Raw genomic sequence first — 21,570 nt, 5'->3', positions numbered from 1 at the left:
AGCTGTTACATATATTTTTTATTTAATTTGATAACAATACCACTAACCCCCACTAAGAGTAGTCCAATTATTATCAGTGTAATTGGCCAGCCAATGGTGTGAGGGAAATGTTGGCTTGAAAAATACAAAATGAAGCACAGGGTGGCCAAACTCGAGATGAAGAGTAAGACGCGGCTGCTTTCTATTATTGCCATATAAATTAATCCACAAGCTAATCCCAAATAGAGTATTTCATAGGGTTTATCTTTAACGACATCGAAGGTTACTGAAAGTAGTACCACTGATGATATGAAAAAGAGTAATCCAGCAATGCTTTGGTATTTCGAATGATTTATAAACGAACTGACAGCTAATAATGAGCTACTGAGTACAAACCATTTTAAGCGCTCTGGTACTCCAAGTAATTCAAATGCTGCCAGGAAAAAGGAGTAGAGGAAAACCAACGTAATAAAAGCCAGTACTGTAAGTCGTGTGCTTATAAATGTAATGCCATATTGTAAAAAGAGTATAAAGCTTACAAAAAGTACCCCCCATGTTGGCATCAGTATCGAAGTATGTTGTGATATAAAAGTGAGCAAGCCACCGGCTTCAAGAACTGCGGCAACAAGAAATAATGGAGCGGATATTTTGGATGATTTGTCTTGATAGTAAAGACCCAGAAGAAAAGTTAAAAATCCAAAACCTAGATTTAGAAAAATTCGATTAGTCCCTGTTGTACAGGAAAAAAGGATACATCCAAATACAACCGTGGTGATTGCAAGAATGAATGTCTTATCCCATATAATTGCAAGATGTTGATGGGTAAAGTAGATAATGACTATGATGAATAACCACCCGATTGGCAGGAGCGTAGGATACTCTTGCAATAAGATGATTAGTCCCGTTGGTTCAAGGAATAAGGCGATCAGCAATAATGGCGTCGCAGTTTTTTGATAATTAGGGTGTTTGAAGCATACAAATGCCAAAATATAGGACGAGAAGCCAAAACCTAAAGTCAAGGTCACACGTTCGTAGAAATTGAATTCTTCCCATTTCATCACAATCAGTGCGCAAATACCTGCAAAGATTAAGATGCCGCCTAGGTAACTGTACAGTTTATTTAGCCAGCTGCTTTGATCTGTTGGGCTTGTAGATTGATTCGGTTTCAATGCGATGGCAATTTCTTTAATTTCAATTTGATATTGTTTGGCTAGATCAACGATTTTTTGTAACGCTTGCTCTTTATTCATGGTTAATCCAGCCAATAAATTGGACATTACTCGAAGTAAAATAGCGTCCTAAACTAGGGTTGGATAATTTAAAGCACGTAGCGTCTTTTTTAAGACAAATATAATTATTTTTATAGTTATTACCAATCAGAAGATCGGACAACAATCCAGTATTCAAATTATTATTGTCTGTATACAAAACATAGCCATCAGGAGACTCCAGTGAGGTATCCAGTTTAAATTGTTGGGCTGATTGCACCGCTTCCTCTTTAAAACTGGAGTTATCTTTAAAATTAGGGAAATCTAAAGGGAGTTCACGTACTTTTTGTGTTTTTGCATCAAATAAGTAGAGTTTTTTTATTCCCCAGTAATTATTTTGAGTTTTTGAGTATTGAGCCACCAATTTATCATTTTTAACGATTAGATTCACTTGCACCGGAAAGGAGCCCGATGAGGAGTCCAAGACAGAAAATAGGAGACTATAACGTGGTGGATCAGATTTTAAAAAAGAAAAATTAGAAACAACAAATACAAGCATCAGTAGAACGGGTAATGAAAGTCCTGCTATCAAAGTCAGATGACTCTTAATCCACTTGGTCGACATCTTAATTCCTTAAGTTGCGTAAAGCGCATGTCATTCTTCTTTATAGTATAGGCTGGTTTTATTTTTTGGTTTAAAAAGTTGTTGGGTCCCAAAAAAAGTTCCATCATGCTTTTGTATTTAAGGAAATGTCGGGCCAAGGCCCGACCTGCATCAGCATAGCGCAACAATGAGAGAAAACGTTTAATAAGGTTAATTTGGAGTTGAGAAGTCTTTAATTATTTTTAAAATTAAAGTTGCTTATGGATTTTTTTAGAAGGGATGTGATGTCTAGAAAATAAATAAGTTAATGGTACCTAGGGTGGGACTCGAACCCACACGGTGTCACCACCACCGGATTTTGAATCCGGCGCGTCTACCAATTCCGCCACCCAGGCATTTGAGCGGCCATTATAACAAAGAAATAAATTCTCACAATGGGTTTTAGTATATTATTATTTAAAAAATAGCTAATTATAAAAGTGAGTTTTATGAGGCAATATCATTTTATCCTATTTAGTTTTTTTCTTGCGCAATTTGTTGGGGTTGGTTATGCGACGAATTGTCCTGATCCGCAAACGACTTCATTAAAATGGGGCGTGCCACCAGCTCCGTGGACTGTCAATCCTTATTCACCTAATCCCCCGCAAGGGGATGAGAATACCTATTTTGTTCGGGCAAATATTTTAGTTGCTGGGTATGGACAAGGAGTGGTTTGTACTTATAGGAGCTCAGCGGGTGATTACTCCATTTGGTGGCAGGCCCTAACTAAAATCCCATCGCGTCAGGATTACAGTTGGATTGAGACGTTAAATGGTTTTGTTTGTACTCAGGGATTGGAACAATGTCAATTTTATACAGCATGATTTAAATCACGGGTATGGTATAAGGATTATCGATAGAATTGATTAATTTATGTACTAAAATAACTATATGTTTATGTTTAATCATCTAAGGAGTCATGATTATGGATTTCAGTACACTTACAAGCCAAAGCCCCAAAGTGATGGCAGTAATGGAAGCGATTAAAAACGATCCTAACTTTTTTAGTGAATTAAAAGATGATCCCCAACAAGCATTAAGTAAAATTGGTGTGGAACTCAATGAAGAGGAACTGGGTATCGTTCAAAAGTTGGGCGACTTACGAGAGCTCGAAGCAGAGGCTGAAGGTTTTTTTGCCAAGATTAAAGGACTTTTTGGATTTAAAGAAGGCAATTAAGTTTAAAGCAAATTGGGCGTGTAACTTATGTGTGGATATTAATTTTGTATGTCCATGTTTAGGGGTATCAACCTTTGTGTCGTTTTAATAAATATGGTCTATATTATTAATGTCATGGACGAAAATGGAGTTTCAAATGAAAAATACTAATAGGGCTTCTAGATGGATAAACCAGCTTGTAGCTGTTCTTTTTTTACTGAGTAGTCCGTTAGCGGTATATGCGGCATGTTGTTCAGGGCATGGCGGGGTAGCCTCCTGTAATAAAACGACTGGCTTTCAAATGTGTAAGGATGGTACGGCGTCACCAACGTGTAAGTGTAAGAAAGAAAAGACTACAACATCGACTAAGCAAAAAACTACCAAAAAAACAACTGCTACTCCTCCAACTACGACAACTACTCCTACAACTACAACCAAGCCTAAAACTCACTGGTGGAGTGGAAAATCGACTACTACTAAACCTGCAACCAGTACAACAAGTACTACGACCAACGGTACAAGTAATAAAGGTTGTTGTTCGAAACACGGTGGGGTAGGTCAATGCAATAAATCTACTGGTTATCTAACTTGTAAAGATGGCTCTCAATCACCTAGCTGTGCTTGTCATTGAGATCACCATTAACTTACTGGTAATTTCTACTCAAGTACATCCAAGCGTAATCCAGGTTACGCTTGGCTGCACTGAACACGTTTTTCGGTTCTACTACTAATCCAGGCTATATTTTTAAATCCATTTAAGCGAAAGAATTAAATACGATCTTCCGTTATATCTATCATCATTTGCAAAGACTTCTTGGCATTATCGATAACCCATTGCTGATCATGTTCTGCCAATCTATGTCTGCTTCCAGTGAATTCATTGACCACATCTCCAGCTTTAACCTCATTATAAGACATTGTTTTTCCTTGTCTGAGTAAATCGACAAGCGCGACCAGATGCGGAGGATCATTGCGTGACATGGTAGCGCAACCACAGCCTATACCTTGTTCATTTTCTTTTTTAGGTGCTTCAGCCAAATTGACTACTTCTATATTTAAGCCTTTACAATGTTGTTTGAGGTTTTCTACCATATGATTCTCAGTACCAATAGCATACCGTTTGGTCTTGGCACGATCATGAACCACATAATCCCAGATGAAGGCGGTAGAACCTGAGTGCTGTGCTACTTTGATCACTGAATTGCGACATTCAGGATGAACAATCGTAGTATATCCTTGATGATGCCAATAATCGCACATTTCTGGTTGATAATGCGTATGTACGGCACATTGGCTGGCAAATAGAATCAGTTGTGCGTCATCAAACTGTTTCAGTGTTTTTGCATCTTGATCCGCAAGAGAATATTGAGCGCCTGCAGTTCCACCTGGCCAATAAGCACGATTTTTTATGCCTAACCAATAGGCGACATTCTCGCCCATATGTTGATCGGGAATAAAGAGGATCTTTTTATCTTGCTTTAGTGCCCATTGAAATATTTTTTTTACGTTGGAGCTGGTACATACAGCGCCACCTTGGGCTCCAGTAAGCGCTTTGACTCGGCCTGAAGTATTCATATAGCAAACAGGTAAAATATTCTCGGCACCATAACGTTCATTTAAATCAAGAAAGGCAGGTTCAACCATGAAGTCTTTAGCAAGCATCTCCATAGTGCAACCGGATTTAGGATTAGTGATGTAAACTTGTTGGTCCTTATTCGCTAAAATACTAATTGATTCAGCCATGAAATGCACCGCAGATTCAATAATAACGGATTTTTCAGGATGCTCGGCTGCCATCAAGGCTAATTGATAGGAATCACCAATAAGTCCACCAAATTGCTCGACTAAGCGGACAATATCACCACCCATGTAATAATGTGCCAAGAGTAATAATCGCTCTCCAAAATGATCCTGTGCTTTTTTGAGATAAGGAGTCATCCATGCTAAAACAGTGGTGAGCTTACGATCTGGCAATGCTTGGTATTCTTGGGCATATGGGATAAAGTCTTCCTGATACCAGTCTATGGGGTAGTCACTTTGACAAATGCTCATATCGTTCCGGATATGCATTAATGTTGTTTCAGGTGTGTAAAGGGTGGGATTTTTAAACATCTATTTTTGCCTCAAATCATTTTAATGTGTCGTTTGGAATATTTAGCCTGGGTGCAATAGAACCTCGCCATCCCTGGCTACGCCCGGGATGGCGGTAGCTGTACCCAACCTACATTAAATCTATTATTCAGGTGAAGTATCCATTAATCCGAGTTTGGCAATACTTTCTTGTGCCTCAGCTTTTTTATTAGGATAATCTTCACGGAAGTGACCGCCACGTGATTCTCGCCTTGCCAGAGCAGCTCTTACAATTAATTCGGCATTAAGAATAATGTTTCTCAGCTCAATAAAATCTCGGGTGATGCAATGCCTCCAATAATACTCTTCAATTATTTTTTTTCGTTTCATTATTAATTGTAGTAGATCTTCAAGCCCTGCCTCAGTCCGGACTATCCCAGCATAAGAAGTCATTTCTCCTCTTAATCCCCGCCACTGCGCATTAATTTGACTGGCACGTCGTGCATTGACTTCACTGGGAGCACTCCAGTTCGGAATATGTTCGGTATATTTCCAAGGGGAAGAAATATCTTTTAAAGTACATCGGGCGGCATTGGAACCCATAACTAAAGCTTCAAGTAAGGAGTTACTCGCAAGACGATTGGCACCATGTAAACCAGTAAACGCCACTTCACCTATAGCATAGAGCCGTTTTAAATCCGTGCGGCCATCAATATCGGTAAGTATTCCCCCACATTGATAATGTGCTGCCGGCACAACAGGAATCATATCTTGACTCATATCCAATGCCAATGGATAAAAGGGTTGTATAAATTTGCGGGAAGCGTTTTTTCAAAAACTCTTTGGATTGATGGGTAATATCCAGATAAACATATCCCATTTGACTGCGTTCAATTTCACTAAAATGGCCCGTGCAACCACATCACGTGTTGCTAACTCCATTTGTTCTGGGGCGTACTGTTTCATGAACCGTTCCCCAGTCTCGGCATTTTTAAGTAAAGCCCCTTCACCACGCACTGCTTCTGAAATGAGAAAGTTATTTAAAGAATGATGATGCAATAGGGTAGGGTGAAATTGATAAAATTCCATGTTACCCACACGAGCTCCAGCACGATAAGCCATGGCCACCCCATCTCCTGTGGCAACCATGGGGTTGGTGGTGTATCTGTATGTTTTACCTGCGCCTCCTGTGGCCAGTATGACGCAATTTGCCAAAAAAGTATGAATCCGGTTCGCGGAACAATCTAAAACATAAGCCCCTAAAACTTCACCTTGAATATCGGTGCGATGGGGATGGTAATAAGTAATGAGGTTTACGGCAACATGATGTTCAAAAAGAGAAATCTGTTCACTTTGCAAAGCAAGTTGATTCATTATTTGTGTGATGGATAAACCGGTTTGATCGCCACAATTAAAAATACGCCGGTGAGAGTGTCCGCCTTCTTGTGCTAAATTAAAATTGCCTTTGCTGTCTTGTTTAAAATGAACATTATATTCGCTCAGTTGTTTTATTGCGTCTGGACCTTGCCGAATAATGAATTCAACAGCTGGCGGATAACACAGACCATCACCTGCAACCAGAGTATCCGAAATATGTGATTCCAGGGAGTCTTCTGCTGAAAAAACAGCAGCGATTCCACCTTGAGCGTAACGACTATTGCATTCAATAGCCTCTGCCTTGCTAATTAATGCAATCTTTAGACGTGGCTGCAAACTAATGAGCTGCAAACAATATTGCAAACCCGCTAGTCCTGTACCAATAACAAGCACATCAAACTCAAAAGTTTGTCCTTGTTGTGTGAGTGTATCACTCATAAAAAGGCCTTTACTAACTGAGTTGCTAGCCCCGTATAGTTTTCTGGTGTCAGTTTAAGCAGTTGCGCTTTCGCTTCTTCGGGTATAGAGAGTTCCTTAATAAATGACTTGAGGCTTTGCTCATCTATTCCATGTCCCCGGGTTAATGCTTTTAATTGTTCGTATGCATTGGGGACATTATATCGGCGCATCACCGTTTGCACCGCTTCTGCAAGTACTTCCCAGTTTGATTTTAAATCGTCTTGTAAAGCACGTTTATTGATTTGTAATTTATCATTACCTTTAGTCAAAGAGAGATAGGCGATCAAGCTGTAAGAAAATCCCATCCCTATATTGCGTAAAACAGTAGAGTCAGATAAATCGCGTTGCAGTCTTGATTGTGTGAGTTTGTTAGCAAAATGAATGAATAGGGCGTTGGCTACCCCCAGATTTCCTTCTGCATTTTCAAAATCAATAGGATTCACCTTATGAGGCATGGTAGATGAACCAACTTCTTCAGCTACAGTTTTTTGTTTAAAGTAGCCCAGAGAAATATAACTCCAGATGTCCTGAGTATAATCCAGTAGAATATTATTAATACGGATCATAATTTGTGATACTTCTGCCAAACCATCATGTGGCTCAATTTGTGTGGTATAGGCATTAAAAGATAGCCCCAAAGAGGTGACAAAGTTAGCACAGTGTTTACGCCAGTCTACTTCTGGATAGGCCACAACATGGGCATTATAATTACCAACAGCACCGTTGAATTTACCTGGGATCAAGACTTCACATAGTTGTTGCTGTGGTCTTTTGAGACGAGCAACAAAATTGACTAGCTCTTTACCCATGGTTGTCGGCGTTGCTGGCTGTCCATGGGTTCTGGATAACATAGATACATCGGCATGTTGTTTTCCTAGGAGGGTAATGCCGCCCATGATTTCAGCAAGCGTAGGTTGAATGACCTGTGCAATGGCTTGTTTTACCATTAACGCATAAGCTAAATTGTTGATGTCCTCTGAGGTGCAGGCAAAATGTATAAAAGCAGTAATTGCTTTCAAGCTGTCATTTTGCTGGAATTTATCTTTTAGATAATATTCTATCGCTTTAACATCATGATTTGTTTGTTTTTCAAATTCTTTAATTTTGATTGCTTCAGTTTCATCAAAATTGGCAATCAGATCATTGAGAAAATCTTTAGCCTTTTGATTTAATTGCGGGACCTCTGTAATAGAATTATTCGCAGCTAAAGATTCAAGCCAGCGAATTTCTACAGTGAGGCGATAATAAATTAAGGCGAACTCACTAAAATAAGGACTCAAAGCCCGTGTTTTATTAATATAACGTCCATCGATTGGAGAGATCGCATTTAAAGCAGTAAGAGTCATAAGTTGCTAGCCCTAATGATAAAGCACATATAATATTAGATGCGCGACCAGATGTGAATTAAAGTAAGGAATTTTATCTCAAATTTGATATCTTTTTAATATGTTTGTGTATAATGATCTCATTTTTAAAAATAAGTCACATCATTTTATGAAAACCATTATCGAATCCTATCAAGCAGGTCTGTTTCACAAAAAATATTGGTTACAAAATATTATCTCAGGAATTATTGTAGGAGTTGTCGCTTTGCCTCTTGCGATGGCATTTGCTATTGCTTCGGGGGTAAGGCCGGAACAAGGGATCTATACAGCAATTATCGCTGGGATAATTGTTTCAGTGATGGGTGGAAGTCGTTTGCAAATCGCAGGTCCTACAGGCGCATTTATTGTAGTTCTTTCAGGTATTACTGCAAAATACGGGGTTTCTGGTTTGCAAATTTCCACCTTGATTGCGGGGTTCATGTTATTATTTTTTGGCCTGGCTCGTTTAGGTGGTATTATTAAATTTATACCTGCCCCCGTAATTATTGGTTTTACAGCAGGAATAGGTGTAGTGATTTGGGTTGGACAATGGCATTACTTTTTTGGTCTTCCCTCTGGAGGTAGCGGCCATTTTCACGAAAAATTATGGTACTTATTGCATACCCTTCCACAGCTCAATGTACCTACAACTATTTTGGGCTTTTTCTCGTTATTCCTGGTCATTTTTTCAAACAGAATTCCTGGATTAAAACGTGTCCCAGGCCCACTTGTTGCTTTATTAACCGTTTCCATATTACAGTCCATCTATCATTTTTCTGGGGTGGCAACCATAGGTTCCTTATTTGGAGGAATACCTCAAGGTTTACCCGAATTTAAACTCCCTGATCTGACAATAGATAGAGTGCTCGAATTGATAGGACCTGCATTTACTATTGCCATGCTTGGTGCCATAGAGTCACTTTTATCTGCAGTAGTCGCTGATGGAATGGCGGGAACAAAACATAATTCCAATCAAGAGCTCATTGGTCAAGGAATCGCGAATATTTTTGCACCCTTATTTGGAGGGTTTGCCGCAACAGGGGCGATTGCCCGTACTGCAACAAACATTCGCAATGGGGGAAATAGCCCTTTAGCAGGGATAATTCATGCACTCACATTAGTACTCATTATTCTTTTCTTAGCTCCTTTGGCCGTAAATATACCTCTTACCGTATTGGCCGCAATTTTATTTGTTGTCGCTTGGAATATGAGTGAAGTAAAACATTTTGTTAAATTAATACAACGTGCCCCCAAAGCTGATGTGGTGATTTTATTAGTCACTTTTTTCCTTACGGTGTTTGTTGATTTGGTGGTTGCAGTCAACATAGGTGTAATTATTGCTGTGTTGCATTTTATACGGCGTATGGCTTCTAGCGTTGAAGTACAACAAATGTCTCAGGAAGAATTGGCGCATGAATTGGCACGACAAAATATGGACACTTTGCCTGATGGTGTATTGGTTTATGCTGTCGAAGGCCCTTTCTTCTTTGCAGCCGCTGAAGCATTTCAACATGCTTTAGCAGTAACTCATTCTGATCCCAAGACTTTAATCATTAGAATGCGTTGGGTTCCCTTTATGGATGTAACAGGTTTGCAAACTTTGGAAGAAGTTATTGAAGATTTACAAGAACGAAAAGTGAGAGTGATTTTAAGTGGAGCTAATTCACGGGTAGAGGAAAAACTACGCAAAGGGGGGATCATTGAACTTCTGGGCGCCGCGAATTTCCATAAGGATTTTTCTCAGGCTTTGGCTGCAAGTAACGCATAATCTAGCGAATCGTAAACAGAACAAAGTATAGGTACTCATATCCTGAATTAAGAAAACTATCCGATGAATTCAAGGTATGAGTACGAATATTGTCTGACAATAAAGTTTCAATTCCCATAGCCGTACATTTTCAGTAAAATGACAACTTATCATTTTATGGGCTTGGGGTATCTATGACGGTCAAAACACATATTATTGATTTAGCACATCTTGGCATGCACGACCTGGAGCAGGTTGGTGGAAAAAATGCCTCTCTTGGAGAGATGATCAGTCATTTATCCTCAGCAGGGGTTGCTGTTCCTGGTGGCTTTGCGACGACCGCAGATTCATTCCGGGAGTTTTTGTCTCAGGATAATTTAGATAAAAAAATCTACGCAAAATTGGCAAACCTGGATGCTGATAATGTGCAGCAATTAGCTGTGGTAGGGAAAGAAATTAGACAAATGATTGTCAACACGCCATTTACCCCTGAGTTTGAACGCTCAGTGCGAGTTGCTTATGAACAGCTGGCGAAAACGATTGGCCATGATAATTTTAGTGTGGCAGTTCGTTCATCCGCAACAGCAGAAGACTTACCTGATGCCTCCTTTGCCGGTCAGCAAGAAACTTTTTTAAATGTAAAAGGGATTGATGAGGTTCTACTCTCAATAAAGCATGTTTTTGCATCATTATTCAATGACAGAGCCATCACTTATCGTACACATCATCAGTTTGAACATCATGAAGTCGCCTTATCCGCAGGTATTCAACAGATGATTCGTAGTGATTTGGCGGTAAGTGGTGTGATGTTTACTATGGATACTGAGTCAGGTTTTGATCAGGTCGTATTTATTACTTCATCTTATGGTTTGGGTGAGATGGTTGTTCAGGGAGCCGTAAACCCTGATGAGTATTACGTACATAAACCTGGAATAAAAGCAGGTAAACCTGCAGTAATTCGCAGAAATCTAGGTAGTAAAGCGTTGAAGATGGTTTATTGTGATGATCCCAGCAAGAAAGAACGCGTTAAAACGGTCGAAGTTGATGCGAAAGAGCGATTATTATTTTCTTTAACCCCAGATGAAGTGGAACGTTTGGCTCATCAAGCCATGATTATTGAGGAGCATTATGGCCGGCCCATGGATATAGAGTGGGCAAAAGATGGCTTGAATGGTCAACTATACATATTACAAGCTCGTCCTGAAACAGTAAAAAGCCGTGACAATAAACAAATATTGGAACGATATACCCTTAAAAAGAAGGGTGAAGTACTTGCCGAAGGCCGCAGTATCGGACAACGTATAGGCCAAGGTAAAGCACGAATTATTAAAGACGTAAGTGAAATGGACCGAGTCCAACCCGGTGATGTATTGATTTCAGATATGACTGACCCTGATTGGGAACCCGTTATGAAGCGTGCTTCTGCTATTGTGACCAACCGTGGTGGTAGAACATGTCACGCCGCTATTATTGCGCGTGAGTTGGGTATTCCTGCAGTAGTCGGATGTGGGGATGCGACGAAAACCATTCGTGATGGTGATGAAGTGACTGTTAGCTGTGCTGAAGGGGATAACGGTTATGTTTACGCAGGCTTATTACCTTATGAGCAAGAGCGTCTTGATGTAGAAACTATGCCTGAGCTACCGATGAAAGTCATGTTGAATGTGGGTAATCCGGAAAGAGCCTTTACATTCCAATCCATTCCCAACTCAGGGGTAGGTTTAGCTCGCTTAGAGTTTTTAATTTCCAATACAATTGGTATTCATCCACGCGCATTGCTGGATTTTGATAACCTAAAAGATAAAGAGTTAAAACAATTTATTATCGAAAAAACAGCAGCCTATGCTTCTCCAGTTGAATATTATATTGAACGATTAAAAGAGGGAATTGCGACAATCGCAGCTGCGTTTTATCCTAAGCCTGTCATTGTACGATTATCAGATTTCAAATCCAATGAATATGCTAATCTTATTGGCGGTAATTTATATGAGCCACATGAAGAAAATCCGATGTTGGGTTTTAGAGGCGCATCACGTTATGTTTCTGAATCTTTTGCCGACTGCTTTGCCTTGGAGTGTAAAGCTGTACGACGAGTTCGAGAAGAAATGGGCTTAACCAATGTAGAAGTGATGATCCCCTTCGTCAGGACTGTTTCTGAAGCAAGTAATGTCATTCAGGTGTTAAAACAACATGGACTGGAGCGAGGCAAACATGGACTGCGTGTAATCATGATGTGTGAAGTACCCTCCAATGCATTGCTAGCAGAAAAATTTTTAGAATATTTTGATGGTTTTTCTATAGGCTCTAATGATTTAACTCAGTTAACCTTAGGTTTGGATAGGGATTCAGGATTGATTGCTGCTCAATTTGATGAGCGTAATGATGCAGTAAAAGCTTTGTTACATATGGCCATTTCTGCATGTAAAAAGGCAAATAAATATATAGGTATTTGTGGCCAAGGACCTTCAGACCATCAGGATTTTGCACAATGGTTAATGAAAGAGGGCATAGAGAGTGTGTCACTTAACCCAGACTCTGTTTTGGAAACCTGTTTATTTTTGGCAAAACATAGTCTGTAGGGGACTGATGTAACCGTGTAGGTAATGTTTTCAGTGTAGCCTAGGTGAAGGCTAGGAGGGGGCCGAAAGTTTCACTCCGTTTTACTGGGTTACGAGTACATTTACGAAGAGAGTATTTTAGCAAAGTATGGAACTGTAATGCAGCGTTTAAAATGGTGGCTTTTTATTGCAGGAATATGCCCTGCGATGGCTTTTGCCTCGGCTGAGCCTGATCATGTTGATCCGGTTGCGTTTGTATTGCTTGGTGTGACTACTATTTTTTTCTTTGCAATTATTGGCCGTTATACAGCAAGACGCTTAAATCAGCCTAGTGTTCTTGGTGAGTTAGTCATGGGAATTCTTATCGGTAATTTATTTTATTATTATGGATTTCCATTGGCTATTTTATTAAGAGAAGGTTCTTCAATTTTTGATATAGTCAGAGAAATACTCAAAGGAGTTCCGTTAAATCAAGCAGTTACATCAATTATCCCTAACACCAATTATGCACAACAAATTGTTGGCGCTTTAAGCGGACCGCACGGATCCGATTTTCTGAAAATAGCTTATATTGTGGATATTTTTTCACGATATGGCGTTATTTTTCTTCTGTTTATGGTGGGCTTGGAAGGCTCAATAGCAGAAATGAAACATACAGGCCGTGATTCATTTTTTGTTGCTTTGATTGGGGTGATCGCACCTATGCTCCTAGGTTTTGGCGTCGCTTACCTATTAATGCCTAATGGTTCCTATCAATCTGATTTATTTATCGCTGCTACTTTGAGTGCCACCAGTATAGGTATTACAGCCCGAGTACTGACTGAAATGAAAAAATTACGTACTCGGGAAGCAAAAATCATTTTGGGTGCAGCGATGTTAGATGATGTATTGGGGCTAATCATTTTAGCTGTCGTTAGTTCCTTAGTCATTAGTGGTGCAGTAGATATCATGGTTGTATTGCGCATTATGGTGAGTGCTGCATTATTTTTTGCAGGAACCTTGTTCTTAGGTCCGATTGTTTTACGGAAGGCAATTCATTTTTTTCGTTTTCTTGAACCTTGGGAAGCAAAATTATTTATTTCCTTTCTGTTTATTATGATTCTCTCTTGGTTGGCTTCAGTGCTTCAACTTGCCACAATTATTGGTGCGTTTACGGCGGGAATAATTCTTCATGATGACTATTTTGATGGGATACCTCTGAGCCAACAAGAAAGTCGCAGTATCTATCATTTATTATCTCCTTTGGAATCCATATTGGCGCCTATGTTTTTTATCGTGATTGGTATCCAGGTTAAATTAGAAAGTTTTTACCATTGGAATGTAATCATTTTGGCAAGTGGTTTAATCGTCGCAGCGGTAGTAGGTAAATTAATTAGTGGCTATGGGGCGCGCCCCTCAGATGATCGCTTGCTCATTGGTATGGGTATGTTGCCACGCGGTGAAGTAGGTTTAGTGTTTGCTTCGATTGGTCGAACTCTCGGTGTTATTTCCGATGATTTATTTTCTGCAATCGTTTTAATGGTTATGATTACTACTTTTATTGCTCCTATGTTACTCAAAGCGCGTTATGCGGCAAAAGATAGGAAACTAGCACATGAATAACCCCTCTTTAGACATAAAAGCCGATGTATCCCGTGCATTATATGAGGATGTAGGTGATGGCGATGTGACTGCGATTTTGTTGTCTCCCCAGCTTCAGGTTGAGGCTGAAATTATTTCGCGGGAGCCTATGGTCGTCTGTGGGCAAGCTTGGGTCAGAGAGGTATTTAATCAACTTGATGACCAAATTAAACTTGAGTGGCGTGTTGTTGAGGGGGAATGGTTAGCAGAACCATCTACTCTATGTACTCTATATGGCTCAGGAAGAAGTATTTTAACAGGCGAACGTACTGCATTAAATTTCTTACAAACTCTTTCCGCCACAGCAACGCAAACATATCGATATGCCCAAAAGCTCCAGGGCACACCGACTCGATTACTGGATACGCGTAAAACGATTCCAGGATTAAGAGCGGCCCAAAAATATGCTGTGACTTGTGGGGGTGGTTTTAATCACCGTATGGGGCTTTACGATGCTGTTTTAATTAAAGAAAATCATATTACAGCCTGTGGCTCCGTAGCTAAAGCGGTTGCTTTGGCAAGACAAAGTCATAAAGAAATGTTAGTTGAGGTAGAAGTGGAAACTCTAGATGAGTTGCGCGAAGCCATTTGTGCTCATCCAGATCGAATTATGTTGGATAATTTTAGTCAGGGTATGCTTGAAAAAGCAGTGAGAATGAATCAACCAAAACATTGCACATTAGAGGTGTCCGGAGGGGTTACTCTGGAAAATATTGCTGCAATAGGGCGGTTAGGTGTTGATTTCATCTCCGTTGGTGCGATTACCAAGTCGATTCAAGCTATAGACTTAAGTTTACTTATTAGGAAGATTTTATGATGCCCATGATTGTTTTTACGGGAGGAGGTACCGCAGGACATGTAGCGCCTAATATGGCATTGATACGTGAATTAAGTCATAAAGGTTGGGAAATTGCCTATATTGGTTCAGCAAAGGGTATTGAAAAGCAGATGATAGAACCACTTAAAATCCCATTTTATGGGATCAGCAGCGGTAAATTACGTCGGTATTTGAGTGTAAAAAACTTATTGGATCCTTTTAAAATTATACTGGGTATCGTGCAATCATTTTTCTTGCTTAATAAGATGAAACCCGATGTGGTTTTTTCCAAGGGAGGGTTTGTTGCATTTCCAGTAGTAGTAGGGGCTTGGTTTAAATCGGATTCCTGTTGTTGCTCATGAATCGGATATGAGTCCTGGACTTGCTAATCGACTTTGTTTTCCTTTTGTTAATAAAATTTGCCTGACTTTTGAGGCGGGGAAAAAGCACTTTAAAAAGCAAAATAAAATAGAAGTGACGGGTACGCCTATCCGTGAGCAGTTGTTTGAAGGTAATAGTGACCGCGGTCTTGAGTTCTGTGGATTTAATTCTAAAAAACCTTGTCTTTTAGTGATTGGGGGTAGTTTGGGAGCAGGCTCTATCAATCGCAGCATTCGTGATGCACTAGAGCAATTAACCAAAGAATATCAAATTATTCATATTTGTGGAAAAGGGAAATTAGAGCCTTCTTTAATTGATCATGTAGGCTACAAACAATTTGAATATGTTCATGAAGAATTAGCTGATTTGTTTGCTGCAGCGTCAATCATTATTTCTCGAGCTGGAGCTAATTCCCTTTATGAAATTTTGGCTCTAGGTAAGCCCCATATTTTAATTCCTTTACCGGCTGAGGTCAGTCGAGGAGATCAAATCCAAAATGCACGATATTTCCAAGGCTTGGGTATTAGCCTCGTCATTGAAGATCGCTCTTTAAATACAGACACTTTGCTGCAAAGCTTGCATGAACTGGAGAAAAATAAAAGGGATATTCATAATAAAATCAATGCACTAAATATTAAGTCGGCTACGGACCAAATTGTAGCTATAATTGAGGAGCAAGTTCATGTTCAATCCGCAAGCACTGTATGATTTTGTATGTGGTCAATGGGAAAAGGAAATTATCCCCAGCTTAAGTGAATACATAAAAATTCCGAATAAATCACCTCATTTTGATCCAAAATGGCAGGAGCATGGATTAATGGAGCAGGCGGTTAGTCATATTGCAAATTGGTGTAAAGCCCATGCACCTAAAGGGATGATGCTGGAAATTATGAGATTGGAAGGGCGTACCCCTTTAATTTTTATCGAAGTTCCAGGTCAAATTGACGAAACGGTTTTGTTGTATGGTCACCTCGATAAACAACCTGAAATGTCAGGATGGAACGAAGATTTGCATCCATGGAAACCGGTATTAAAAGATGGGCGCTTATATGGCCGGGGAGCTGCAGATGATGGCTATTCTGCATACGCTTCGTTAACTGCGATTTGCGCTTTACAAAAACAAGGTTTAGCTATTCCACGTTGCGTTTTAATTATTGAAGCGTGTGAGGAGAGTGGCAGTTACGATCTGCCTTATTACATTGAATTGCTCAATGCACGGATTGGCAAACCCAACCTGGTTATTTGTCTTGATTCTGGAGCAGGTAATTACGAACAATTATGGATGACTACTTCATTGCGCGGGAATTTGGTAGGTGAACTATCCGTTGAACTAATTCGTGAAGGAGTTCATTCCGGCGCGGCAAGTGGCATTGTTGCAGACAGTTTTCGGGTTGCTCGACAATTGATTAGCCGAATCGAAGATGAAGTTTCAGGAGAAGTGAAATTGCCTGAGTTATATTGTGATATTCCTGAAGAAAGAACGCAACAAGCCGAGAAATGTGCTCAGGTTCTAGGAGATTCGGTTTATGCTGAATTTCCATTATATGCTGGGGTTGAACCAGTAACAAAAGACAGAAAACAATTAATTTTAAATCGAACCTGGAAACCGGCATTAACAGTGACTGGGGCCAATGGATTTCCTGCCATAGCGGACGCAGGAAATGTTTTACGCCCTCAAACGTCATTAAAACTGTCTATGCGTTTGCCACCCCTAGTTGACCCTAAAGTTGCTGCAACCGTAATGCATGATGCCTTAACCACCAACCCTCCTTATCATGCCAAAGTAAGTTTTAAGGTAGGTGATGGATCACAAGGATGGAATGCACCTAAACTTGCTTCATGGTTGGAAAAAGCTGCTGATGAAGCATCAATGGCTTATTATGGTAAACCAGCTGCTTACTTTGGAGAGGGAGGAACCATACCTTTTATGGGAATGTTAGGGAAGAAATTTCCGGAGGCACAATTTATGATTACCGGAGTTTTAGGACCTCAGTCTAATGCACATGGTCCTAATGAATTTTTGCACTTGGACATGGTGAAAAAATTAACTGCATGTGTTGCTTACGTACTATATAAGGCCACAGCCGTTTGATTTCATTTCACGTCTCCCTTCTCTCGTCATTCTGAGCCACGACGTAATCCCTCGCTATGCTCGGAATGACGAGGCCTTGGGATAATGGCAGAAGGGGAAGTATGCATCCGTTTTGAATCAGGACAAATCCTTTGTTACTCATTGAACTTTAAGCAAAAAATTAAAAAAAACACTCGACAGTGCGCCAAAATCTTGGGATACTTCTGCCGGCTCTGGAACGAGCCACTTAGTCCAACAATTAGGAGAAAATTATGAGAGCAAAATTTATTGCTACTGCATTGTCATTATCTGTAATCACTCTTTCTGCTCATGCAGTCATCCCTAAAGACTCTTCGGTGAAGAAAAAGCCCCCTATAGTAATTCATAAAATTGATCTTAATACCGCAGATTTATCAACGCTTACTGGTTCTGTAAAGGGTATAGGCAAAAAACGTGCTGAAGCAATTATTGCCTATCGGAAAAGTCATCATGGATTTAAATCATTGGAAGAACTTGCCGATGTGAAGGGCTTGGGGCAGCGATTTATGACTACAAATCGAGATAAATTAAATCAGGTATTTGTTATTAGTAAAATACAATAAATCATAAACAAGTTATTTTTTAGGTCGCTGTAGTAGGTGTTACGTCCGACCTGTAAAAAATATAAACTATATCCCGGGTTTCGCTGCGTTGCACCTAGACTATTGAGGTTATCAAACTTCAATCATCTTGGGTGAGGGCTGGCGTAACTCGGGGATCTGGTTAAAAGCAAGCGGGCACGCCTAAAACCAACCAAGAATCTGGCAAAGTTGAGTGTTCCATGTTTCATAAATAGTATTAGAAGCTATTTTTTGCATTCGTGTTTTCAGTTCAAAAACTCAAAATTATCTTCATGTATAAAAATTCACTCTTTAATTTAAAATTGTTGTATAAGAACTGTCGATTTTTATCCAAATTTAGGATAAAGTAGCGCACAAAAAAAAGAACAGGATATTGCGGCTTATGTTCAGAAAATTAAGGGGTGTGTTTTCCAATGATTTATCGATTGATTTGGGAACAGCCAATACATTGATTTATGTAAGAGATAAAGGGATTGTTTTAAACGAACCCTCCGTAGTTGCTTTGCGTAATGAATCAGGACAAAAACGAGTTGCAGCTGTTGGTCTTGAAGCGAAGCGAATGCTGGGAAGGACTCCAGGCAACATTAATGCCATTAGACCAATGAAAGATGGTGTGATTGCAGACTTTTTTGTTACTGAGAAAATGTTGCAGCACTTTATACATAAAGTACATGAAAATAAATTCTTAAGACCAAGCCCACGTGTTCTGGTTTGTGTTCCTTGCGGCTCTACGCAAGTTGAACGTCGCGCAATTCGTGAGTCCGCAATGGGTGCTGGAGCGCGTGAAGTATTTCTTATTGAAGAACCTATGGCGGCTGCTTTAGGATCTGGAATGCCCGTAGAAGAGGCTAGTGGTTCTATGGTTGTGGATATAGGTGGTGGCACCACTGAAGTCGCTATTATTTCCTTAAGTGGAATTGTCTATCACCAGTCTGTTCGCATAGGCGGCGACAAGTTTGATGATGCTATTGTATCTTATGTTCGTCGTAACTACGGAACACTTATTGGTGAAACTACTGCAGAACGTATTAAACACGAAATTGGTTCAGCGTTCCCAAGTCGTGATTTATTTGAAATAGAGGTCCGTGGAAGAAATCTCGCTGAAGGCGTTCCTCGTAGTTTCATTCTAACTAGTGCAGAAATTTTAGAAGCACTGCAAGAGCCTTTATCTGGTATTGTTGGTGCTGTAAGGGCAGCGCTAGAATTGGCTCCACCTGAATTAGCAGCTGATATTGCTGAACGTGGTATGGTTCTAACTGGAGGCGGAGCTCTGTTGAAAAACATAGATACTCTGCTGATGGAAGAAACGGGCTTACCTGTATTAATAGCTGAAGATCCACTAACCTGTGTCGCACGTGGTGGTGGTAAAGCTTTAGAAACCATGGACTTGCGTGGCGGTGATTTCCTCTCAACAGAATAATACATATAACAGATTATTTAGTCGGGGCGGGTACAGTTCTATAGGATTTGTACTCGCTCTTGTCTTTTCTGTTTTTTTAATGTTCTCTGATTATCATTATCGTTATTTAGATAGTGTGCGAAGCGGCTTTTCCTTTATTGTTGCCCCCTTACAATATGCAGTAGATTATCCTGTACGCGTAATTGGCTGGGTGCAGTCACTCGTCAGCGCGAAAAAAGCATTAATTGCCGAAAATATGCAATTGCGATATCAACAAACGATGTTGGAAGCAGAATTACAAAAATTAACGGTAATCCAAAAAGAAAATTCGCAACTAAAAGAATTACTCCTTACCTCGTCACAGGCGGACATGCGTGCAATGGCGGCACAAATTCTTGCTGTGGATACCAGCAATTCACGTCAAGTAGTTGTTTTAAATAAAGGAAAACGTGATGGGGCATATGTAGGACAGCCTGTTTTGGATGCAAAAGGTGTTATGGGGCAGATTGTTGATGTTGGTCCTATAACCAGTACAGTTTTACTTATTTCTGACTCTAAAAGTGCCGTGCCTGTGCGAAACAATCGTACTGGGGAGCGGGCAATTCTTGTTGGAACAAATGATATAGAGAAGTTATCCCTAATTAACTTACCAAAAACCTCCTCAATTCATCCTGGCGATGTATTAGTCACCTCCGGTTTGGACAGACATTATCCAGAAGGTTATCCTGTAGGATTCGTGGAAGAAGTGAATAGTATTCCTGGCGAGGATTTTGTGAAAGTGAAAGTGAAATCTGTCGCACTGCTCAATCGTAATCGACTTGTATTACTGATCTGGCCTGATGCTGAACAAGAGCAATTGAATGAACAAATTAATGAGCGATTAAATGCCAAGGAGACCATGTGATTAGAAATCTTCGCATACGGTTGTGCTTGGGATTTATTATAGCTCTTCTTTTATCCATATTACCTATGCCGGAATTAATTTCTGCTTTTCGACCCCCTTGGGTTTTGTTGCTTGTACTTTATATAGAATATTTTTTGCCAGGTAATTTTAGACTGACTACATTATTGTTCGTGGGACTGTTATTAGACGTGTTACTCGCCACAGTAATTGGTGAACATTCATTTGCTTTACTTTTTGTCACCTGGATTGCTTCCAGCAAATCGCGACGGTTTCAGTTTTTTTCAATGATGCAACAAATTTTTTTAATTGGATTCTTTTGTCTTTTATATCAATCTATTATTTCTTTAATCACCGCGCTACTTGGTTTCAATTACAGCTTATTTACACCCGTAGCGAGTGCTTTGGTGGGTATGTTTCTCTGGCCATGGATTCGCTTACTTGGAGAAGATACGCTGCTGAAGCGATTGGTTTATCGCTGAATCCTCATTCCCGGACTTAGTGAGGGGTCTCGATGCTGTAGCCCTGTATTACGATGGAGATCCCCGTTGTACTCGTGATAGGCGTCGGGTTACTTGAAATGGTGCTGTATTGTTCGGTATTCACCAGGCTGTAAATCCTCTAATTTCCAATTACCAATTTGATGTCGTACCAATCTTAAAGTGGGAAAGCCAATTGCTGCGGTCATTTTGCGAACCTGATGATTTTTTCCTTCTTTTAAAATGATTTCTAGCCAGCAGGTAGGGATATTTTGTCTGAAGCGAATTGGCGGATTACGAGGCCATAACTGCGGTTCGTCTATAAGTTTTACTTCGGCAGGTAAAAATGTAATGTCTTTAAGGACCAAGCCTTTTTTAAGTGGTTCCAAATCTGCTTGAGAGGGTATGCCTTCTACTTGAACCCAATAATATTTTCTTTTTTCAAATTTGGGATGAGTTAATTGGTGTTGCAATAGGCCATCGTTTGTTAATAATAGCAATCCTTCACTATTTTTATCTAATCGGCCTGCTGCGTAAAAATGGGGCTTATGAATAAAAGTAGCTAATGTATGTTCTGGATTATCTCCAGAAAATTGGCTGACGATACCATAGGGCTTATTGAACAATATAATTTCAGGCATTAGATATTATCAAAAAAGTAGAGTGGGCTTATAGTAGGTGTTTTCTATATTGCGAGCAATTCCTTTACCCAATTCATTGT

The 21,570-nt window shown here is 39.9% G+C and carries 18 protein-coding genes, 1 tRNA gene and 2 pseudogenes; 13 read left to right on the top strand and 8 right to left on the bottom strand.

What is annotated here, in order from left to right; genetic code table 11:
* Window positions 1-5: 5 nt before the first annotated feature.
* The 3 genes from EL022_RS13405 to EL022_RS13395 all read right to left on the bottom strand — a co-directional run bounded on the left by EL022_RS13405 (window position 6) and on the right by EL022_RS13395 (window position 2,186).
* Window positions 6-1,229, bottom strand: coding sequence for a hypothetical protein (locus EL022_RS13405; RefSeq protein ID WP_028380086.1), 1,224 nt, complete (start codon window positions 1,227-1,229; stop codon window positions 6-8).
* Window positions 1,222-1,812: a hypothetical protein gene (locus EL022_RS13400; protein ID WP_028380087.1), complete on the bottom strand. Its 591-nt coding sequence runs from the start codon at window positions 1,810-1,812 to the stop codon at window positions 1,222-1,224. The genes EL022_RS13405 and EL022_RS13400 overlap by 8 nt, the downstream gene beginning before the upstream one ends.
* Before the next feature lie 287 nt (window positions 1,813-2,099).
* A tRNA-Leu gene (locus EL022_RS13395) sits at window positions 2,100-2,186 on the bottom strand.
* 93 nt (window positions 2,187-2,279) lie between these two features.
* Between EL022_RS13395 and EL022_RS13390 the strand changes: the two genes are divergently transcribed.
* The 3 genes from EL022_RS13390 (at window position 2,280) to EL022_RS16115 (ending at window position 3,617) form a co-directional block, all read left to right on the top strand.
* Entirely contained in the window at window positions 2,280-2,654 is a 375-nt protein-coding gene (locus EL022_RS13390; RefSeq protein ID WP_028380088.1) for a DUF3757 domain-containing protein, read from the top strand.
* A gap of 101 nt (window positions 2,655-2,755) precedes the next feature.
* Window positions 2,756-3,007, top strand: a complete 252-nt coding sequence (locus EL022_RS13385) for a hypothetical protein (RefSeq protein WP_028380089.1) — start codon at window positions 2,756-2,758, stop codon at window positions 3,005-3,007.
* A gap of 136 nt (window positions 3,008-3,143) precedes the next feature.
* The gene (locus tag EL022_RS16115) at window positions 3,144-3,617 is read left to right on the top strand and encodes a hypothetical protein (protein ID WP_028380090.1); all 474 of its coding nucleotides are present in this window, start codon (window positions 3,144-3,146) and stop codon (window positions 3,615-3,617) included.
* 137 nt (window positions 3,618-3,754) lie between these two features.
* Here EL022_RS16115 and nadA read toward each other — a convergent pair whose 3' ends face one another.
* The 4 genes and pseudogenes from nadA to purB form a co-directional block, all read right to left on the bottom strand.
* On the bottom strand, window positions 3,755-5,098 hold the full coding sequence (gene nadA / locus EL022_RS13375) for a quinolinate synthase NadA (protein WP_028380091.1): 1,344 nt from the start codon (window positions 5,096-5,098) through the stop codon (window positions 3,755-3,757).
* 123 nt (window positions 5,099-5,221) lie between these two features.
* Window positions 5,222-5,509, bottom strand: a complete 288-nt coding sequence (locus EL022_RS16470) for a hypothetical protein (RefSeq protein ID WP_241972280.1) — start codon at window positions 5,507-5,509, stop codon at window positions 5,222-5,224.
* 177 nt (window positions 5,510-5,686) lie between these two features.
* A pseudogene (locus EL022_RS13370) lies at window positions 5,687-6,871 on the bottom strand (L-aspartate oxidase); the annotation flags it as partial.
* Window positions 6,868-8,238 carry an adenylosuccinate lyase gene (purB, locus tag EL022_RS13365; protein WP_028380093.1) on the bottom strand — a complete coding sequence of 457 codons (1,371 nt, stop codon included), beginning with the start codon at window positions 8,236-8,238 and terminating at the stop codon, window positions 6,868-6,870. The gene purB and the pseudogene EL022_RS13370, both read right to left, overlap by 4 nt.
* 148 nt (window positions 8,239-8,386) lie before the next feature.
* Between purB and EL022_RS13360 the strand changes: the two genes are divergently transcribed.
* The 10 genes and pseudogenes from EL022_RS13360 (at window position 8,387) to mreD (ending at window position 20,852) form a co-directional block, all read left to right on the top strand.
* Window positions 8,387-10,024 carry a SulP family inorganic anion transporter gene (locus tag EL022_RS13360; RefSeq protein WP_028380094.1) on the top strand — a complete coding sequence of 546 codons (1,638 nt, stop codon included), beginning with the start codon at window positions 8,387-8,389 and terminating at the stop codon, window positions 10,022-10,024.
* 173 nt (window positions 10,025-10,197) lie between these two features.
* Window positions 10,198-12,582 (top strand): phosphoenolpyruvate synthase, encoded by a 2,385-nt coding sequence (gene ppsA, locus EL022_RS13355; protein ID WP_028380095.1) that lies wholly within the window; start codon window positions 10,198-10,200, stop codon window positions 12,580-12,582.
* A 138-nt stretch (window positions 12,583-12,720) separates the two neighbouring features.
* Window positions 12,721-14,163: a cation:proton antiporter gene (locus EL022_RS13350; RefSeq protein ID WP_028380096.1), complete on the top strand. Its 1,443-nt coding sequence runs from the start codon at window positions 12,721-12,723 to the stop codon at window positions 14,161-14,163.
* Entirely contained in the window at window positions 14,156-14,998 is an 843-nt protein-coding gene (gene nadC / locus EL022_RS13345) for a carboxylating nicotinate-nucleotide diphosphorylase (RefSeq protein WP_028380097.1), read from the top strand. Before EL022_RS13350 ends, nadC begins: the two co-directional genes overlap by 8 nt.
* A pseudogene (locus tag EL022_RS13340) lies at window positions 14,995-16,087 on the top strand (undecaprenyldiphospho-muramoylpentapeptide beta-N-acetylglucosaminyltransferase). The gene nadC and the pseudogene EL022_RS13340 overlap by 4 nt, the downstream one beginning before the upstream one ends.
* Window positions 16,062-17,471 (top strand): M20 family metallopeptidase, encoded by a 1,410-nt coding sequence (locus EL022_RS13335; RefSeq protein WP_028380099.1) that lies wholly within the window; start codon window positions 16,062-16,064, stop codon window positions 17,469-17,471. The pseudogene EL022_RS13340 and the gene EL022_RS13335 overlap by 26 nt, the downstream one beginning before the upstream one ends.
* A gap of 251 nt (window positions 17,472-17,722) precedes the next feature.
* The gene (locus EL022_RS13330; RefSeq protein WP_028380100.1) at window positions 17,723-18,052 is read left to right on the top strand and encodes a ComEA family DNA-binding protein; all 330 of its coding nucleotides are present in this window, start codon (window positions 17,723-17,725) and stop codon (window positions 18,050-18,052) included.
* A gap of 400 nt (window positions 18,053-18,452) precedes the next feature.
* On the top strand, window positions 18,453-19,490 hold the full coding sequence (locus EL022_RS13325; RefSeq protein ID WP_003636696.1) for a rod shape-determining protein: 1,038 nt from the start codon (window positions 18,453-18,455) through the stop codon (window positions 19,488-19,490).
* Window positions 19,468-20,373: a rod shape-determining protein MreC gene (gene mreC / locus EL022_RS13320; protein ID WP_028380101.1), complete on the top strand. Its 906-nt coding sequence runs from the start codon at window positions 19,468-19,470 to the stop codon at window positions 20,371-20,373. Before EL022_RS13325 ends, mreC begins: the two co-directional genes overlap by 23 nt.
* Window positions 20,373-20,852 carry a rod shape-determining protein MreD gene (gene mreD / locus EL022_RS13315; RefSeq protein WP_028380102.1) on the top strand — a complete coding sequence of 160 codons (480 nt, stop codon included), beginning with the start codon at window positions 20,373-20,375 and terminating at the stop codon, window positions 20,850-20,852. The genes mreC and mreD overlap by 1 nt, the downstream gene beginning before the upstream one ends.
* Before the next feature lie 89 nt (window positions 20,853-20,941).
* On the opposite strand, the gene EL022_RS13310 is transcribed toward mreD, so the two are convergent.
* On the bottom strand, window positions 20,942-21,490 hold the full coding sequence (locus EL022_RS13310; RefSeq protein WP_028380103.1) for a pseudouridine synthase: 549 nt from the start codon (window positions 21,488-21,490) through the stop codon (window positions 20,942-20,944).
* Window positions 21,491-21,570 lie beyond the last annotated feature (80 nt).

Source organism: Legionella cherrii (genome assembly GCF_900635815.1).
Lineage (GTDB): Bacteria > Pseudomonadota > Gammaproteobacteria > Legionellales > Legionellaceae > Legionella > Legionella cherrii.
This window is presented reverse-complemented; position numbering and strand designations above follow the sequence as displayed.

What these genes read in the sequence shown, in the direction of transcription:
- EL022_RS13405 (WP_028380086.1), bottom strand. Translation starts at nt 1,229, where the DNA reads ATGAATAAAGAGCAAGCGTTACAAAAAATCGTTGATCTAGCCAAACAA.
- EL022_RS13400 (WP_028380087.1), bottom strand. Translation starts at nt 1,812, where the DNA reads ATGTCGACCAAGTGGATTAAGAGTCATCTGACTTTGATAGCAGGACTT.
- EL022_RS13390 (WP_028380088.1), top strand. Translation starts at nt 2,280, where the DNA reads ATGAGGCAATATCATTTTATCCTATTTAGTTTTTTTCTTGCGCAATTT.
- EL022_RS13385 (WP_028380089.1), top strand. Translation starts at nt 2,756, where the DNA reads ATGGATTTCAGTACACTTACAAGCCAAAGCCCCAAAGTGATGGCAGTA.
- EL022_RS16115 (WP_028380090.1), top strand. Translation starts at nt 3,144, where the DNA reads ATGAAAAATACTAATAGGGCTTCTAGATGGATAAACCAGCTTGTAGCT.
- nadA (WP_028380091.1), bottom strand. Translation starts at nt 5,098, where the DNA reads ATGTTTAAAAATCCCACCCTTTACACACCTGAAACAACATTAATGCAT.
- EL022_RS16470 (WP_241972280.1), bottom strand. Translation starts at nt 5,509, where the DNA reads ATGACTTCTTATGCTGGGATAGTCCGGACTGAGGCAGGGCTTGAAGAT.
- purB (WP_028380093.1), bottom strand. Translation starts at nt 8,238, where the DNA reads ATGACTCTTACTGCTTTAAATGCGATCTCTCCAATCGATGGACGTTAT.
- EL022_RS13360 (WP_028380094.1), top strand. Translation starts at nt 8,387, where the DNA reads ATGAAAACCATTATCGAATCCTATCAAGCAGGTCTGTTTCACAAAAAA.
- ppsA (WP_028380095.1), top strand. Translation starts at nt 10,198, where the DNA reads ATGACGGTCAAAACACATATTATTGATTTAGCACATCTTGGCATGCAC.
- EL022_RS13350 (WP_028380096.1), top strand. Translation starts at nt 12,721, where the DNA reads ATGCAGCGTTTAAAATGGTGGCTTTTTATTGCAGGAATATGCCCTGCG.
- nadC (WP_028380097.1), top strand. Translation starts at nt 14,156, where the DNA reads ATGAATAACCCCTCTTTAGACATAAAAGCCGATGTATCCCGTGCATTA.
- EL022_RS13335 (WP_028380099.1), top strand. Translation starts at nt 16,062, where the DNA reads ATGTTCAATCCGCAAGCACTGTATGATTTTGTATGTGGTCAATGGGAA.
- EL022_RS13330 (WP_028380100.1), top strand. Translation starts at nt 17,723, where the DNA reads ATGAGAGCAAAATTTATTGCTACTGCATTGTCATTATCTGTAATCACT.
- EL022_RS13325 (WP_003636696.1), top strand. Translation starts at nt 18,453, where the DNA reads ATGTTCAGAAAATTAAGGGGTGTGTTTTCCAATGATTTATCGATTGAT.
- EL022_RS13310 (WP_028380103.1), bottom strand. Translation starts at nt 21,490, where the DNA reads ATGCCTGAAATTATATTGTTCAATAAGCCCTATGGTATCGTCAGCCAA.